The organism is Leclercia sp. AS011, from assembly GCF_037152535.1.
GTDB lineage: Bacteria > Pseudomonadota > Gammaproteobacteria > Enterobacterales > Enterobacteriaceae > Enterobacter.
Window position 1 is genome coordinate 619,498 of the sequence record NZ_JBBCMA010000001.1, and the last position, 14,291, is coordinate 633,788.

Below are 14,291 nucleotides of genomic sequence, written 5' to 3' on the forward strand. Positions count from 1 at the left end.
AACACCGAGAACAAATCTATGAGAAGGTGTTGTATGTTGAACCGTATGCGCGTTGTCACAATGCTGATGTTGGTGCTGGCTGTGTTCGCTGTGCTGCAGCTCGTTTCCGGCAGTCTGTTTTTCTCTTCTATTAAAGCTAACCAGGACAGTTTTGCGGTCTCCAACCAGTTCCGCGTTCAACAAAGTGAAATCACCTCCACCTGGGATTACCTGCTGCAAACGCGCATCAACCTGAGCCGCGCCTCCGCGCGCATGGCGACGGATCCCTCGAAGCCGCAACCTGAGCTGCTCAACAGCGCCCGCTCCACGCTGGCGGAAGCGGACAAACACTTCAAGGCCTACAGCGCCATCACGCCGCAGCCGTCGATGGCCCAGGTGAGCCAGACCATCAGCGACAAATATCAGGACTACGCCGCGGCGCTGACCGAGCTGATCCAGTTCCTTGAGAGCGGCAATATGGACGCCTATTTTGCCCAGGCCACCCAGTCAAAGCAGAACGCGCTCGGCACCGCCCTGCGGGACTATGTCTCCGCCTCTGACGCCCGTAACCAGGAGGCGTTCAACGCCAGCGTGGCGGATTACACCTTTGCCAAATGGCAGATGGGGATCCTCGCCCTGGCGCTGGCAATCGTGCTGGTGGGGGGCTGGTACGGCATTCGTCACACTCTGCTGAACCCGTTAAACCGCGTGATCGACCATATTCGCCAGATTGCCAGCGGCGATCTGACCCAGTCCCTGACGATTGCCGGACGCAGTGAAATCACCCAGCTGGCGATCACCGTTGACCACATGCAGCGCTCCCTGAGCGAGACGGTGGCTAACGTGCGCCAGGGCTCGGACGCCATCTACACCGGCACCAGCGAAATCGCGATGGGCAACAACGATCTCTCGTCGCGCACCGAGCAGCAGGCGTCGGCGCTGGAGGAGACCGCAGCCAGCATGGAGCAGTTAACCGCCACCGTGAAGCAGAATGCTGACAACGCCCGTCAGGCGTCCCAGCTGGCTAACAGCGCCTCGGAAACCGCTCAGAAAGGCGGCAAGGTAGTGGACGGCGTGGTGAAAACCATGCACGACATCGCCGGTAGCTCGAAGAAGATCGCTGACATCATCAGCGTGATCGACGGCATCGCCTTCCAGACCAACATCCTGGCGCTGAATGCCGCGGTAGAAGCCGCCCGTGCCGGGGAGCAGGGACGTGGATTTGCGGTGGTGGCCGGTGAGGTGCGTAACCTCGCCAGCCGCAGCGCCAATGCCGCCAAAGAGATCAAAGCCCTGATTGAAGATTCTGTCGCGCGCGTGGATACCGGCTCGGTGCTGGTGGAAAGCGCGGGAGAAACCATGAATGACATCGTCAACGCGGTCACCCGCGTGACCGACATCATGGGTGAAATCGCCTCGGCCTCGGATGAGCAGAGTCGTGGTATCGACCAGGTGGCCCTGGCGGTATCGGAGATGGATCGTGTCACACAACAAAACGCCGCGCTGGTTCAGGAGTCCGCAGCCGCTGCGGCGCAACTGGAAGAGCAGGCGAGCCGTCTGAAGATGGCCGTTTCGGCGTTTCGACTTACTTCTGCACCTGGAAAAACCGGGTTATCGCGTACCAGCCAGCAACCGGCAGCGCCGGTCAATGCTCCGGCTCAGGTACGCGCGCTGACTACCGGAAAAGATGAGAACTGGGAAACATTTTGATCGAACGTTAATTCGCGGCTGCTGGCCGCTAAATGGGAGCGTGGATGTTAAATCGTATTCGTATCTCGACCACCCTGTTTTTGATTTTGATTCTCTGTGGGGTGTTGCAGGTTGGCAGTAACGGCTTGTCGTTTTGGGCTTTTCGCGATGGTTATCAGAACTTGCAGGAGATGCAGAGCAGCAATCAGCAACGCGCGCTGCTTACCCAGAGCCGCGCCGTTCTGCTGCAGGCCAGCACGGCGCTGAATAAAGCAGGCACCCTGACCGCGCTGAGCTATCCGCCCGATGACATCAAGGCGCTGATGACTACCGCGCGCAGCAGCCTGAAACAGGCCGGCGATCTGTTCAGGACGTTTAACGAACAGGCGGCCATCAGCGCGAAAGACAGCGAGCTGAAAAAAGCCATGCAGGGGGCGTTCAGCCAGTGGTACAGCGATCTGGAACATCAGGCGACCTGGCTGGAAAACAACCAGCTGTCGGATTTCCTCACCGCGCCGGTGCAGGCGTCGCAGGCAGCGTTTGACGCCAGCACCGATGCCTGGCAGCAGGAGATTAACCAGTTTGTGCTGGCGGCAGGTAACGACAGCCGCACCAGCTACCACATGTCGGGCGTGGTCTTCGTCACCATGATTGTGCTGGCGGCCCTGCTGACCAGCGCCGCACTGTGGTGGTCACGCCGGATGATCGTCCAGCCGCTGGCAATCATCAGCAGCCACTTCGACAGCATTGCGAAGGGCGATCTGGCAAGGCCGGTGGCGGTGTACGGCAAAAACGAAATTTCGGCCATTTTCGCCAGCCTGAAAGCGATGCAGGGCTCGCTGCGCGAAACGGTGACCGAGGTGCGTCAGGGCAGCTATGCCATGCACACCGGGATCGCCGAAATTGCCGAAGGCAATAACGATCTCTCGTCGCGTACCGAGCAGCAGGCTGCATCGCTGGCGCAGACGGCGGCCAGCATGGAACAGTTGACCACCACCGTCGGGCAGAACGCCGACAACGCCCGTCAGGCTTCCGGCCTGGCGAAGAGCGCGGCGCAGACGGCGAAGAAGGGGGGCGATCAGGCTTCCCGCGTGGCGAACACCATGAATCAGATCGCCACCAGTTCGCAAAAGATTGGCGACATTATTAGCGTCATCGACGGCATTGCGTTCCAGACCAACATTCTGGCGCTGAACGCCGCGGTGGAAGCCGCCCGCGCGGGCGAGCAGGGGCGTGGCTTTGCGGTGGTGGCGGGTGAAGTGCGTAACCTGGCGAGCCGCAGCGCCAACGCGGCGAAAGAGATCAAGGTGCTGATTGAAGAGTCGGTGTCACGGGTACAGCAGGGGTCGGAGCTGGTGGATACCGCCGCGAAGACCATGACCGAGATCGTCAGCTCGGTCACTCAGGTCAACGACATCATGGGCGAAATCGCCTCGGCATCCGATGAACAGCGTCGCGGTATTGAGCAGGTGGCGCTGGCCGTCAGCCAGATGGATCAGGTGACGCAGCAGAACGCCGCGCTGGTAGAAGAGGCCGCGGCCGCCACCGACCAGTTAGCCAGCCAGGCGGATCATCTCACCTCGCTGGTCGCAGTATTTAATGTGAATGAACGCAGTGAAACAGTTAAAGAAGTCGGGCGGTCGCAGGCCGTTCCAGTCGGAACCTGAACGTGATTAAGAAGGCGCTATGACATCACCACTGCCCTCAGGGCAATCGTCATTATTGTTACAGATGACACAGCGCCTCGCGCTGTCCGATGCGCATTTCCGTCGGATATGTCAGTTAATCTACCAGCGCGCGGGGATCGTGCTTGCCGATCACAAGCGGGACATGGTCTACAACCGTCTTGTGCGTCGCTTGCGAACGCTCGAGCTGGATGATTTTGGTCGCTACCTGGGCATGCTGGAAGCGAACCCGAACAGCGCGGAGTGGCAGGCGTTTATCAACTCGCTGACCACCAACCTGACCGCCTTTTTCCGGGAAGCGCACCACTTCCCGGTGCTGGCGGATCATGCGCGTCGCCGCAGCGGCGGCGAGTATCGCGTGTGGAGTGCGGCGGCCTCAACCGGGGAAGAGCCGTACTCGCTCGCGATTACCCTGGCCGATACCCTGGGTACCGCGCCGGGTCGCTGGAAGGTGTTCGCCAGTGATATTGATACCGAAGTGCTGCAAAAGGCGCAGAGCGGTATCTATCGCCAGGACGAGCTGAAAACCCTGTCGCCACAGCAGCTTCAGCGCTACTTCATGCGCGGCACCGGTCCGCACGACGGGCTGGTGCGGGTGCGCAGCGAACTGGCGAATGCGGTGGAGTTCTCCATGGTCAATCTGCTGGAGAAGCAGTACAACGTGGCGGGGCCGTTTGACGCCATTTTCTGCCGTAACGTGATGATCTATTTCGACAAAACGACGCAGCAGGAGATCCTGCGCCGCTTTGTACCGTTGCTCAAGCCGGACGGATTACTGTTTGCCGGGCACTCGGAGAATTTCAGCAATCTCGTGCGCGAGTTCAGCCTGCGTGGGCAGACGGTATATGCGCTGAGTAAGGATAAAGCATGAGTAAAATCAGGGTCTTGTCAGTTGATGATTCGGCGTTAATGCGCCAGATCATGACCGAGATTATCAACAGCCACAGCGACATGGAGATGGTGGCGACGGCCCCCGACCCGTTAGTAGCCCGGGATTTGATCAAAAAATATAACCCAGACGTGCTGACCCTGGATGTCGAAATGCCGCGTATGGACGGCATCGATTTCCTCGAGAAGTTAATGCGTCTGCGGCCGATGCCGGTGGTGATGGTCTCTTCCCTGACCGGCAAAGGCTCCGAGATCACCCTGCGGGCGCTGGAGCTGGGGGCGGTGGATTTTGTCACCAAACCGCAGCTCGGCATCCGTGAAGGGATGCTGGCCTACAGCGAGATGATCGCGGAAAAAATTCGTACCGCCGCGCGGGCGCAGGTGGCCATGCACAAGCCGATGGCCGCACCGGTCACCCTGAAGGCGGGCCCGCTGCTGAGCTCGGAAAAACTGCTGGTGATCGGGGCCTCGACCGGGGGAACAGAGGCAATTCGCCATGTACTCCAGCCATTGCCGCTCTCAAGCCCCGGTATTCTTATTACCCAGCACATGCCGCCAGGCTTCACCCGCTCCTTCGCCGAGCGTCTGAACAAGCTGTGTCAGATCAGCGTGAAAGAGGCGGAAGATGGCGAGCGCGTTCTGCCGGGGCATGCCTATATCGCCCCGGGGGACAAGCATATGGAGCTGGCGCGCAGCGGCGCGAACTATCAAATCAAAATTCATGACGGGCCGCCGGTTAACCGGCACCGTCCGTCGGTGGATGTACTGTTTCATTCGGTGGCGAAACACGCGGGGCGCAACGCCGTTGGGGTGATCCTGACGGGGATGGGCAACGACGGGGCCGCCGGAATGCTTGCGATGCACAAGGCTGGCGCCTGGACCATCGCGCAGAATGAAGCAAGTTGTGTAGTGTTCGGCATGCCGCGCGAGGCCATCAATATGGGTGGCGTCAGCGAAGTGGTCGATCTCAGTCAGGTTAGTCAGCAGATGCTGGCAAAAATCAGTGCCGGACAGGCAATACGTATTTAACGAGGAGTGTAGTTTTATGGCGGACAAAGAGCTCAAGTTTTTGGTTGTGGATGACTTTTCCACCATGCGTCGCATCGTGCGCAACCTGCTGAAAGAGCTGGGATTTAACAATGTTGAAGAAGCAGAAGACGGTGTTGATGCACTGAACAAACTGAATGCCGGCGGCTTTGGTTTTGTCATTTCCGACTGGAACATGCCGAACATGGATGGTCTGGAACTGCTGAAAACCATTCGTGCGAATGCTGCGATGGCCTCTATGCCTGTGCTGATGGTGACGGCCGAAGCGAAGAAAGAGAACATTATTGCTGCCGCCCAGGCTGGCGCAAGCGGGTATGTGGTGAAGCCATTCACCGCTGCAACTTTGGAAGAAAAACTCGGTAAGATCTTCGAGAAACTCGGCATGTGAGGTACGGGAGATGATGCAGCCTTCGATTAAACCCACGGATGAGCATTCACCCGGCGACATAATTGCCCGGATCGGCAGTCTGACGCGCATGCTGCGCGACAGCCTGCGTGAGCTGGGTCTGGATCAGGCGATTGCAGAGGCGGCGGAAGCGATTCCTGACGCCCGTGACCGTCTTGATTATGTTGTGCAAATGACTGCCCAGGCGGCAGAGCGTGCGCTGAACAGTGTTGAAGCGTCGCAGCCGCACCAGGATGAGATGGAAAAGGGCGCGAAAGCGCTGACCAAACGCTGGGACGAGTGGTTCGAAAACCCAATCGAACTCTCCGACGCCCGCGAACTGGTCACCGACACTCGCCAATATCTGGGTGACGTGCCGGGCCATACCAGCTTCACCAACGCCCAGCTGCTGGAGATCATGATGGCGCAGGATTTCCAGGATCTTACCGGTCAGGTGATCAAGCGCATGATGGATGTGATCCAGGAGATCGAGCGCCAGCTGTTGATGGTGTTGCTGGAGAACATGCCGGAACCGTCCGCACGTCCGCAGCGCGAGAACGAGAGCCTGCTCAATGGCCCACAGCTCGACACCACCAAAGCCGGTGTTGTGGCAAGCCAGGATCAGGTCGACGACCTGCTGGACAGCTTAGGGTTCTGATACCCTGCGTTCTGCGGGAATTGCCTGGCGGCGCTGCGCTTGCACAGGCCTACGCGTTTTGTAGGCCGGGTCAGCGCAGCGCCACCCGGCACAAATGCCACCTTCGCAGGTGGCATTTTTCTTTGTGCATCTGTTTCACCCCTTATTACGACAATCCTTCCAGAATCAGCAACCTGCCACGACTTCTTTTATTTCAAATTTAGCCATTCTGATAGTCTCAGTAAGGTCTTTTGCTGGCCGTAGACAGCAAGCGGCAAGAGGGTGACGACACGGACGAGTGATAAAAATCACTGTTGACAGATGTCAACGCTCATAATAGGATCTCAATAACGGAGGCTAATGAAGAAACATCCGAACAAGCATATTCAGGAGGCGATTGAATACGCCCTGGGGAGAGGCTGGATTTGGGTTCCTCCCGGTCACTCAGCGCACTGTTTCTGCAAATTACGCTGTGGTAATCCAGAAGGTGAACATCGCTATCATCAAATGAGCGTATGGTCGACGCCGAAAAATGCTGAAAATCATGCCCTGCAAATCATCCGCAACGTAAAACGCTGCCTTTGATTTTGCCCGGTAAAGGGCAGCCACAGCTGCTCTTTACCGAATACGAGAAAATATCTGACGATAAAACAAAGAGGTATTATGGCGCTTTATAACTTCACTCTGACCCTCTCAGGCGTAACCTACGAGACTGAAGGGCTCGAAGATGCGCTGTACGCAAGCGGCTGTGACGATGCGCTGATCTGCGCATATGGCCGCTCCGTCTACGTTGAGTTTGACCGGGAAGCTGAGTCCCTGGATGTAGCCATCTCCTCGGCAGTCGACAATATCGAGCTGGCAAACATTGGCGCTACCGTAGAATCTGTCGACTCTGCCCTTGTGGGTTTGAGCGACATAGCCGAGATGACCAACATGTCGCGCCAGGCGATCGCTATGCTGAAAGACGGTACCCGCGGAAGCGGTGATTTTCCTTGCCCCATCCAGCGCATTAAAGGCCAGTCTCCGCTATGGGACTGGGGCGACGTAGCCCACTGGCTGGCAACCAATGGCCGCTTAAAACAGGACAGCGAGCTGGTGGTTAACGCACGCGTCCTCAGTAAATGGAACCTGGTGCTCCGCAATAGCGCCGCAACAGATTTTGAGGAGATTGAGTCTCTTGCCGCATCGCTGGTGGCACGCCGTCGCAAACAGGCTGCATCTGCATAAATAAACGCCTCCGATAACCCTGACGCCGCCGAAAGCCCTAAATCAGCCCTTTTATCGCCGCTAATTAACCCATTGTTCAGCGCCCGCTTTGGCATCATAGCGCCCAGACCTCTACCTGCGAGATGCTTGCCGTGGCAGAAGATAGCGACGACAAAACAGAAGCCCCCACACCCCACCGACTTGAAAAAGCGCGTGAGGAAGGGCAGATACCCCGATCCAAGGAACTCACCTCCCTGCTGATTTTACTGGTAGGTGTGTGCATTATCTGGATCGGCGGGGAGTCCCTTGCCCGCAGGCTGGCCGGGATGCTCTCGGCCGGGCTGCGCTTCGATCACAGCATGGTTAACGACCCGAACCTGATCCTCAGCCAGATTATCCTGCTGATCAAAAGCGCGATGGTCGCGCTGCTGCCGCTGATCGTCGGGGTGGTGCTGGTGGCGATCGTCTCGCCGGTGATGCTGGGCGGGCTGGTGTTTAGCGGGAAATCGCTGCAGTTTAAATTTTCCAAACTCAACCCGCTGCCCGGCATTGCACGCATGTTCTCCGCCCAGACCGGCGCTGAGCTGCTGAAAGCGTTGATGAAAGCCACGCTGATGGGCAGCGTGGCCGGCTTTTTTATCTGGCACAACTGGCCAGAGATGATGCGCCTGATCAGCGAGTCTCCCTTCGCCGCGATGCGCAACGCGCTCAACCTGGTGGGGCTCTGTTCGCTGCTGGTGGTGCTGGCCATTATCCCGATGGTGGGGTTTGACGTCTTCTTCCAGATCTACAGCCACATGAAAAAACTGCGCATGTCCCGTCAGGACATCCGCGATGAGTACAAGCAGATGGAAGGCGACCCGCACGTTAAAGGCCGCATCCGCCAGATGCAGCGCGCTGCCGCCCGTCGCCGGATGATGGAAGATGTGCCGAAAGCGGACGTCATCGTCACCAACCCGACCCACTACTCCGTGGCGCTGCAGTATGACGAAGACAAAATGAGCGCGCCGAAAGTGGTGGCGAAAGGGGCAGGGCTGATTGCCCTGCGGATCCGTGAAATTGGTAATGAAAACCGCATTCCGATGCTGGAGGCCCCGCCGCTGGCGCGTGCGCTCTACCGCCATGCGGAAATTGGACAACAAATCCCGGGCCAGCTGTATGCCGCTGTGGCGGAAGTGCTGGCTTGGGTGTGGCAGTTGAAACGCTGGCGTCTGGCCGGTGGGCAACGGCCTGTGAAACCTGAGAATCTCCCGGTGCCTGCAGCGCTGGATTTTATGAACGAGAAGGACTCTGATGGCTAATCTGGTGGCAATGTTGCGCCTCCCCGGCAACCTGAAATCGACTCAATGGCAGATTATGGCCGGGCCGATCCTCATCCTGCTAATTCTGTCGATGATGGTGTTGCCGCTCCCGGCATTCATCCTCGACCTGCTTTTTACCTTCAACATTGCGCTCTCGATCATGGTGCTGCTGGTGGCGATGTTCACCCAGCGTACGCTGGAGTTCGCCGCGTTCCCGACCATTCTGCTGTTCACCACGCTGCTGCGCCTGGCCCTGAACGTGGCCTCCACCCGTATCATTCTGATGGATGGGCATACCGGCGGCGCGGCGGCAGGTAAGGTGGTTGAGGCCTTCGGCCACTTCCTGGTGGGCGGCAACTTCGCCATCGGTATCGTGGTGTTTATCATCCTCGTGATCATCAACTTTATGGTTATCACCAAAGGTGCAGGGCGTATCGCCGAAGTGGGCGCGCGTTTCGTACTGGACGGGATGCCGGGCAAACAGATGGCGATCGACGCCGATCTTAACGCCGGGCTGATTGGCGAAGATGAAGCGAAAAAACGTCGTTCCGAAGTGACCCAGGAAGCCGACTTCTACGGCTCGATGGACGGTGCGAGTAAGTTCGTTCGCGGCGATGCCATCGCCGGTATTCTGATCATGGTGATCAACGTGGTGGGCGGCCTGCTGGTGGGTGTCCTGCAACACGGGATGGACATGGGCCATGCGGCAGAGAGCTATACGCTGCTGACCATCGGTGACGGCCTGGTCGCCCAGATCCCGGCGCTGGTGATCTCCACCGCGGCGGGTGTGATCGTGACCCGCGTCGCCACCGATCAGGACGTCGGCGAGCAGATGGTGAGCCAGCTGTTCACCAACCCGAACGTGCTGATGCTCTCTGCGGCGGTACTGGGGCTGCTGGGCCTGGTCCCGGGCATGCCAAACTTCGTCTTCCTGCTGTTTACCGCGGCGCTGCTGGGGCTGGCCTGGTGGCTGCGCGGGCGCGAAACCAAACCGAAAGCGGAACCTGCGCCGATTAAAATGCCGGAAAACACCCAGGCGGTGGAAGCCACCTGGAATGACGTCCAGCTGGAAGATTCCCTGGGGATGGAGGTGGGCTATCGCCTGATACCGATGGTCGATTCCCAACAGGATGGCGAACTTCTCGGGCGTATCCGCAGTATCCGTAAAAAATTCGCTCAGGACATGGGCTTCCTGCCGCCGGTGGTGCATATCCGCGACAATATGGATCTGCCCCCGGCGCGCTACCGCATCCTGATGAAAGGGGTGGAGATTGGCAGCGGCGACGCCTATCCGGGCCGCTGGCTGGCAATTAACCCGGGCACCGCGGCGGGGACGCTGCCGGGTGAACAGACTACCGACCCGGCCTTTGGCCTGGCGGCCATCTGGATCGAAAGCGCCCTGAAAGAGCAGGCGCAGATCCAGGGGTATACCGTAGTGGAAGCCAGTACCGTGGTTGCCACCCACCTGAACCACATTATTGGCCAGTTCTCGGCGGAGCTGTTTGGTCGTCAGGAGGCGCAGCAGCTGCTGGATCGCGTTACTCAGGAGATGCCGAAGCTCACCGAAGATCTGGTGCCGGGCGTGCTGACCCTCACCACGCTGCACAAGGTGCTGCAAAACCTGCTCGACGAGAAGGTGCCGATCCGCGATATGCGGACCATCCTGGAAACTCTGGCCGAGCATGCGCCGCTGCAAAACGATCCGCACGAGCTGACGGCGGTGGTGCGTGTGGCGCTGGGCCGCGCCATCACCCAGCAGTGGTTCCCGGGCAATGGCGAAGTGCAGGTGATTGGACTCGACACGCCGCTTGAGCGTCTGCTGTTGCAGGCATTGCAGGGCGGCGGTGGCCTGGAGCCGGGGCTGGCGGATCGTCTGCTGGCGCAAACCCAGGAGGCGTTGCAGCGTCAGGAGATGCTCGGCGCGCCGCCGGTGCTGCTGGTCAATCATGCCCTGCGTCCGCTGCTGTCGCGCTTCCTGCGCCGCAGCCTGACGCAGCTGGTGGTTCTGTCGAATATGGAGCTGTCGGACAATCGTCACATCCGCATGACCGCCAGCATTGGAGGCCAATAATGAGACGTAAATTACTCTGGTTACTGGCCCTGCCGATGATGGCGCAGGCCGCAGGCGAGGGGGCATGGCAGGACAGCAGTATCGGCCTGACCCTCAACAACCGCGGCGTGGCGGCCTCGTCCCGCCCGCTGTCGGCGAAGCAACCGGTATCCGGCTTGATGACCCTGGTGGTCTGGCGCTACGAGCTGAATGGCCCGATCCCCGCCGGGCTGCGGGTGCGGCTATGCTCCCAGGCGCGCTGCACCGAACTGGACGGCGCCAGCGGCAGCACCAATGCGTTCAATAATGTGCCCGCCGCCGAGCCGCTGCGCTTTATCTGGGAAGTTCCCGGCGGCGGTCGTCTCATCCCCGCCCTGAAGGTGCAGCGCAACGAAGTCATCGTTAACTACCGCTAAACGCCCGCTTTTTCGCCAGTTATCAGTCCATTCTGATGACTGGCTCGCATAATTGACCCCGCCTTTTGAAGCAAAAGAAACGCTGTTTTATAAAAGAGTGACGCGCGTAGTAAATCTCTTTGCATTTTTGCCAGTTGCCGCCCGGCGGTGGCAGAAACAGAAAGGTATCCGCGTAGGGATACTCTTACTGTAACCCTGTAGTCACTCCCGTTCCCTCCGGGCTAACCGGGAGTCATCTAAAACTTACAGGGTCGACGGTAATGAAAACACGTAAAATTGGACTCGCAAACTATCTGGCCTACGGGTCGGGCGATTTTCTCGGGGCGGGAACCACAGCGCTGACCGCTGCCTGGCTGTTATATTTTTATACCACGTTCTGCGGCCTCTCTCCGATTGAGGCCACCTTCATCTTTGCCGCAGCAAGGGTTCTGGATGCCGTCGTCAGTCCGCTGATGGGCTTTCTCACCGATAACTTCGGCACCACCTGGCTGGGCAAACGCTTTGGCCGTCGCAAGTTCTTTATCCTGCTCGGCATCCCGTGCGTCTTCAGCTACTCGCTGATGTGGGTCGGGGATATGAGCTTCTGGTACTACCTGGTGACCTATCTGATCTTTGATATCGTCTACACCATGATCCTGGTCCCGTACGAAACGCTGGTACCGGAGATGACCGACGATTTCAAACAGAAAACCAAATTCTCCGGCGCGCGTATCTCCATGGCCCAGATGTCGGCGATTCTGGCCTCGTTCCTGCCGGGGATCCTGTTAACCCACTTCGGTAAAGACAACGCCATCTCCTTCTTCTATGCCAGCCTGGTGTTCTCGGTGCTGTGCGCCCTGATGCTGACCTTCGTCTGGTGCTTTACCTGGGAGCGTCCGCGTGAAGAGTGGACCGAAGCCGCGCTGCGTGCCGAAGAAGAGAAGAAAAAGCTGACCCTCGGTCAGAGCCTGAACCGTCTGTTCGTTGAGCTGGGTTCCACCCTGCGGATTAAAATTTTCCGTCAGCATCTTGGGATGTACCTCGGGGGCTACATTGCGCAGGACGTGTTCAACGCCGTCTTTACCTACTACGTGGTCTTTGTGCTGATGCAGGAAGCCTCCATGGCCTCTAACCTGCTGGGCACCATGGCTATCTTCCAGTTCCTCGCCGTTATCGCCATGATCCCACTGTGCATCCGCTTTGGACCCGCGCCGTCGTACCGCATGGTGGTGGTGCTGTTCGGTCTGGCGTCCATGTCTTACGCGGGTCTCTACTACGCGGGGATGAGCGATATCTACGCGCTGCTGCTGTTGGTCTCTGCGCTGGCGGGGCTGGGCCGCGGCGGGATCAACTATGTGCCATGGAATACCTACACCTATATCGCTGACGTGGATGAAGTCATTACCGGTCAGCGCCGCGAGGGCATCTTCGCGGGCATCATGACCCTGACCCGTAAAGCGTCCCAGGCGGGGGCCGTTATGCTGGTGGGGATCGTCATGCAGATGTCCGGCTTTGTCAGCGGTCAGAAAGTGCAGCCGGAAGGGGTAAGCCACACCATTCTGATGATCCTGAGCGTGGGCACCATCCTGGTCCTGTGCTGCGGCTTCCTGGTGTCACTGCGCTTTAAGCTGAACTTACAAACGCACAGCACGCTGCGTGAAGAGACGGCGAGGATGCGTGAGTCGGGCCGCGCGATGCCGGAGGCCGCCACGCCGCAGGCCCGCGCCACGGTCGAAATGCTGGCGGGTATGCCCTATGACTGCCTGTGGGGCAACAACAACATCGGCTATCTGAATCGCAATAAACCCGCTGCACCGTCCCTGAAAGAACGTGCTCCACTGAATTCGACATACAACAGAGGTTAAGATTATGAAGGTTTGGCCTGTCAAACATAGCCCGTTACTGCGTCAGCCAGAGCGTTTTATCGCCAGAGATGAACTGAAAGCGCTGATCCAGAAAGTGACGCATAACCTGGTGAACATTCACGATAAAACCGGCGAGTTTTTACTCCGGCTGGACGACGGGCGGGTGATCGACACCAAAGGCTGGGCGGGCTGGGAGTGGACCCACGGGGTCGGTCTCTACGGGATCTGGCAGTATTACTGTCAGACCGGGGATGAAGGAATGCGCGATATCATCGACAGCTGGTTTGCCGACCGTTTTGCCGAAGGGGCCACCACCAAAAACGTCAATACCATGTCGCCGTTTTTGACCCTCGCGTACCGCTATGAAGAGACGCGCAACCCGGCCTGGCTGCCCTGGCTGGAGAGCTGGGCCGAGTGGGCAATGGTTGAGATGCCGCGCACCGACCACGGCGGCATGCAGCACATCACGCTCGCGGAAGAGAATCATCAGCAGATGTGGGATGACACCCTGATGATGACCGTCCTGCCGCTGGCGAAGATTGGTAAACTGCTCAACAAACCCGAATACGTGGAAGAGGCGGTCTATCAGTTCCTGCTGCACGTGCAAAACCTGATGGATCGGGAGACCGGGCTGTGGTTCCACGGCTGGAACTACGACGGGCAGCACAACTTTGCCAACGCCCGCTGGGCGCGCGGCAACAGCTGGCTGACCATCGTGATTCCTGATTTCCTCGAGCTGGTGGATCTGCCGGAAAACAACGCCGTGCGCCGCTATCTGGTGCAGGTGCTGAATGCGCAGATTGCCGCCCTGGCGAAATGCCAGGACGACAGCGGCCTGTGGCATACGCTGCTCGACGATCCGAACTCCTATCTGGAGGCGTCGGCCACCGCCGGGTTTGCCTATGGGATCCTGAAAGCGGTGCGCAAGCGCTATGTGGCGGCGGAGTATGCGGAGGTGGCCGAGAAAGCCATTCGCGGGATCGTGAAGAATATCTCGCCGGAAGGGGAGCTGCTGCAAACGTCGTTCGGTACCGGGATGGGAAGCGATCTGGAGTTTTATCGCCAGATACCGCTGACCTCGATGCCGTATGGCCAGGCGATGGCGATTTTGTGTCTGACGGAGTATTTACGCAAATACTTCTGATCGTTCTGAGCCACTCCCCG

13 protein-coding genes are annotated in these 14,291 nt (G+C 58.8%); all 13 read left to right on the forward strand.

What is annotated here, in order from left to right; translation table 11 throughout:
* Positions 1 to 33 precede the first annotated feature (33 nt).
* The 13 genes from tar to bglB all read left to right on the forward strand — a co-directional run bounded on the left by tar (position 34) and on the right by bglB (position 14,271).
* Positions 34 to 1,689, forward strand: a complete 1,656-nt coding sequence (tar, locus tag WFO70_RS02890) for a methyl-accepting chemotaxis protein II (RefSeq protein WP_337014581.1) — start codon at positions 34 to 36, stop codon at positions 1,687 to 1,689.
* A gap of 44 nt (positions 1,690 to 1,733) precedes the next feature.
* Positions 1,734 to 3,335, forward strand: coding sequence for a methyl-accepting chemotaxis protein IV (gene tap, locus WFO70_RS02895; protein ID WP_337014582.1), 1,602 nt, complete (start codon positions 1,734 to 1,736; stop codon positions 3,333 to 3,335).
* Between the two features lie 19 nt (positions 3,336 to 3,354).
* Positions 3,355 to 4,224 carry a protein-glutamate O-methyltransferase CheR gene (cheR, locus tag WFO70_RS02900; RefSeq protein WP_262663595.1) on the forward strand — a complete coding sequence of 290 codons (870 nt, stop codon included), beginning with the start codon at positions 3,355 to 3,357 and terminating at the stop codon, positions 4,222 to 4,224.
* Positions 4,221 to 5,270, forward strand: coding sequence for a protein-glutamate methylesterase/protein-glutamine glutaminase (locus WFO70_RS02905; RefSeq protein WP_337014583.1), 1,050 nt, complete (start codon positions 4,221 to 4,223; stop codon positions 5,268 to 5,270). The genes cheR and WFO70_RS02905 overlap by 4 nt, the downstream gene beginning before the upstream one ends.
* A gap of 16 nt (positions 5,271 to 5,286) precedes the next feature.
* Positions 5,287 to 5,676, forward strand: a complete 390-nt coding sequence (gene cheY / locus WFO70_RS02910) for a chemotaxis response regulator CheY (protein ID WP_032611971.1) — start codon at positions 5,287 to 5,289, stop codon at positions 5,674 to 5,676.
* Between the two features lie 10 nt (positions 5,677 to 5,686).
* Positions 5,687 to 6,331, forward strand: coding sequence for a protein phosphatase CheZ (gene cheZ / locus WFO70_RS02915; protein ID WP_142486242.1), 645 nt, complete (start codon positions 5,687 to 5,689; stop codon positions 6,329 to 6,331).
* 339 nt (positions 6,332 to 6,670) lie between these two features.
* Positions 6,671 to 6,895 (forward strand): hypothetical protein, encoded by a 225-nt coding sequence (locus WFO70_RS02920; RefSeq protein ID WP_337014584.1) that lies wholly within the window; start codon positions 6,671 to 6,673, stop codon positions 6,893 to 6,895.
* A gap of 78 nt (positions 6,896 to 6,973) precedes the next feature.
* Positions 6,974 to 7,537 carry a helix-turn-helix transcriptional regulator gene (locus WFO70_RS02925; RefSeq protein WP_337014585.1) on the forward strand — a complete coding sequence of 188 codons (564 nt, stop codon included), beginning with the start codon at positions 6,974 to 6,976 and terminating at the stop codon, positions 7,535 to 7,537.
* A 131-nt stretch (positions 7,538 to 7,668) separates the two neighbouring features.
* A complete protein-coding gene (flhB, locus tag WFO70_RS02930) occupies positions 7,669 to 8,817 on the forward strand; it encodes a flagellar biosynthesis protein FlhB (RefSeq protein ID WP_337014586.1) in 1,149 nt (382 codons plus the stop codon).
* On the forward strand, positions 8,810 to 10,888 hold the full coding sequence (gene flhA / locus WFO70_RS02935) for a flagellar biosynthesis protein FlhA (protein ID WP_337014587.1): 2,079 nt from the start codon (positions 8,810 to 8,812) through the stop codon (positions 10,886 to 10,888). Before flhB ends, flhA begins: the two co-directional genes overlap by 8 nt.
* Positions 10,888 to 11,283 carry a flagellar protein FlhE gene (gene flhE, locus WFO70_RS02940; protein WP_337014588.1) on the forward strand — a complete coding sequence of 132 codons (396 nt, stop codon included), beginning with the start codon at positions 10,888 to 10,890 and terminating at the stop codon, positions 11,281 to 11,283. Before flhA ends, flhE begins: the two co-directional genes overlap by 1 nt.
* Positions 11,284 to 11,543: 260 nt before the next feature.
* Positions 11,544 to 13,127 carry an MFS transporter gene (locus WFO70_RS02945; RefSeq protein ID WP_337014589.1) on the forward strand — a complete coding sequence of 528 codons (1,584 nt, stop codon included), beginning with the start codon at positions 11,544 to 11,546 and terminating at the stop codon, positions 13,125 to 13,127.
* Positions 13,128 to 13,131: 4 nt separating this feature from the next.
* Positions 13,132 to 14,271, forward strand: a complete 1,140-nt coding sequence (bglB, locus tag WFO70_RS02950; protein WP_337014590.1) for a beta-galactosidase BglB — start codon at positions 13,132 to 13,134, stop codon at positions 14,269 to 14,271.
* The last annotated feature ends 20 nt before the right edge of the window (positions 14,272 to 14,291 follow it).

What these genes read in the sequence shown, in the direction of transcription:
- tar (WP_337014581.1), top strand. Translation starts at nt 34, where the DNA reads ATGTTGAACCGTATGCGCGTTGTCACAATGCTGATGTTGGTGCTGGCT.
- tap (WP_337014582.1), top strand. Translation starts at nt 1,734, where the DNA reads ATGTTAAATCGTATTCGTATCTCGACCACCCTGTTTTTGATTTTGATT.
- cheR (WP_262663595.1), top strand. Translation starts at nt 3,355, where the DNA reads ATGACATCACCACTGCCCTCAGGGCAATCGTCATTATTGTTACAGATG.
- WFO70_RS02905 (WP_337014583.1), top strand. Translation starts at nt 4,221, where the DNA reads ATGAGTAAAATCAGGGTCTTGTCAGTTGATGATTCGGCGTTAATGCGC.
- cheY (WP_032611971.1), top strand. Translation starts at nt 5,287, where the DNA reads ATGGCGGACAAAGAGCTCAAGTTTTTGGTTGTGGATGACTTTTCCACC.
- cheZ (WP_142486242.1), top strand. Translation starts at nt 5,687, where the DNA reads ATGATGCAGCCTTCGATTAAACCCACGGATGAGCATTCACCCGGCGAC.
- WFO70_RS02920 (WP_337014584.1), top strand. Translation starts at nt 6,671, where the DNA reads ATGAAGAAACATCCGAACAAGCATATTCAGGAGGCGATTGAATACGCC.
- WFO70_RS02925 (WP_337014585.1), top strand. Translation starts at nt 6,974, where the DNA reads ATGGCGCTTTATAACTTCACTCTGACCCTCTCAGGCGTAACCTACGAG.
- flhA (WP_337014587.1), top strand. Translation starts at nt 8,810, where the DNA reads ATGGCTAATCTGGTGGCAATGTTGCGCCTCCCCGGCAACCTGAAATCG.
- flhE (WP_337014588.1), top strand. Translation starts at nt 10,888, where the DNA reads ATGAGACGTAAATTACTCTGGTTACTGGCCCTGCCGATGATGGCGCAG.
- WFO70_RS02945 (WP_337014589.1), top strand. Translation starts at nt 11,544, where the DNA reads ATGAAAACACGTAAAATTGGACTCGCAAACTATCTGGCCTACGGGTCG.
- bglB (WP_337014590.1), top strand. Translation starts at nt 13,132, where the DNA reads ATGAAGGTTTGGCCTGTCAAACATAGCCCGTTACTGCGTCAGCCAGAG.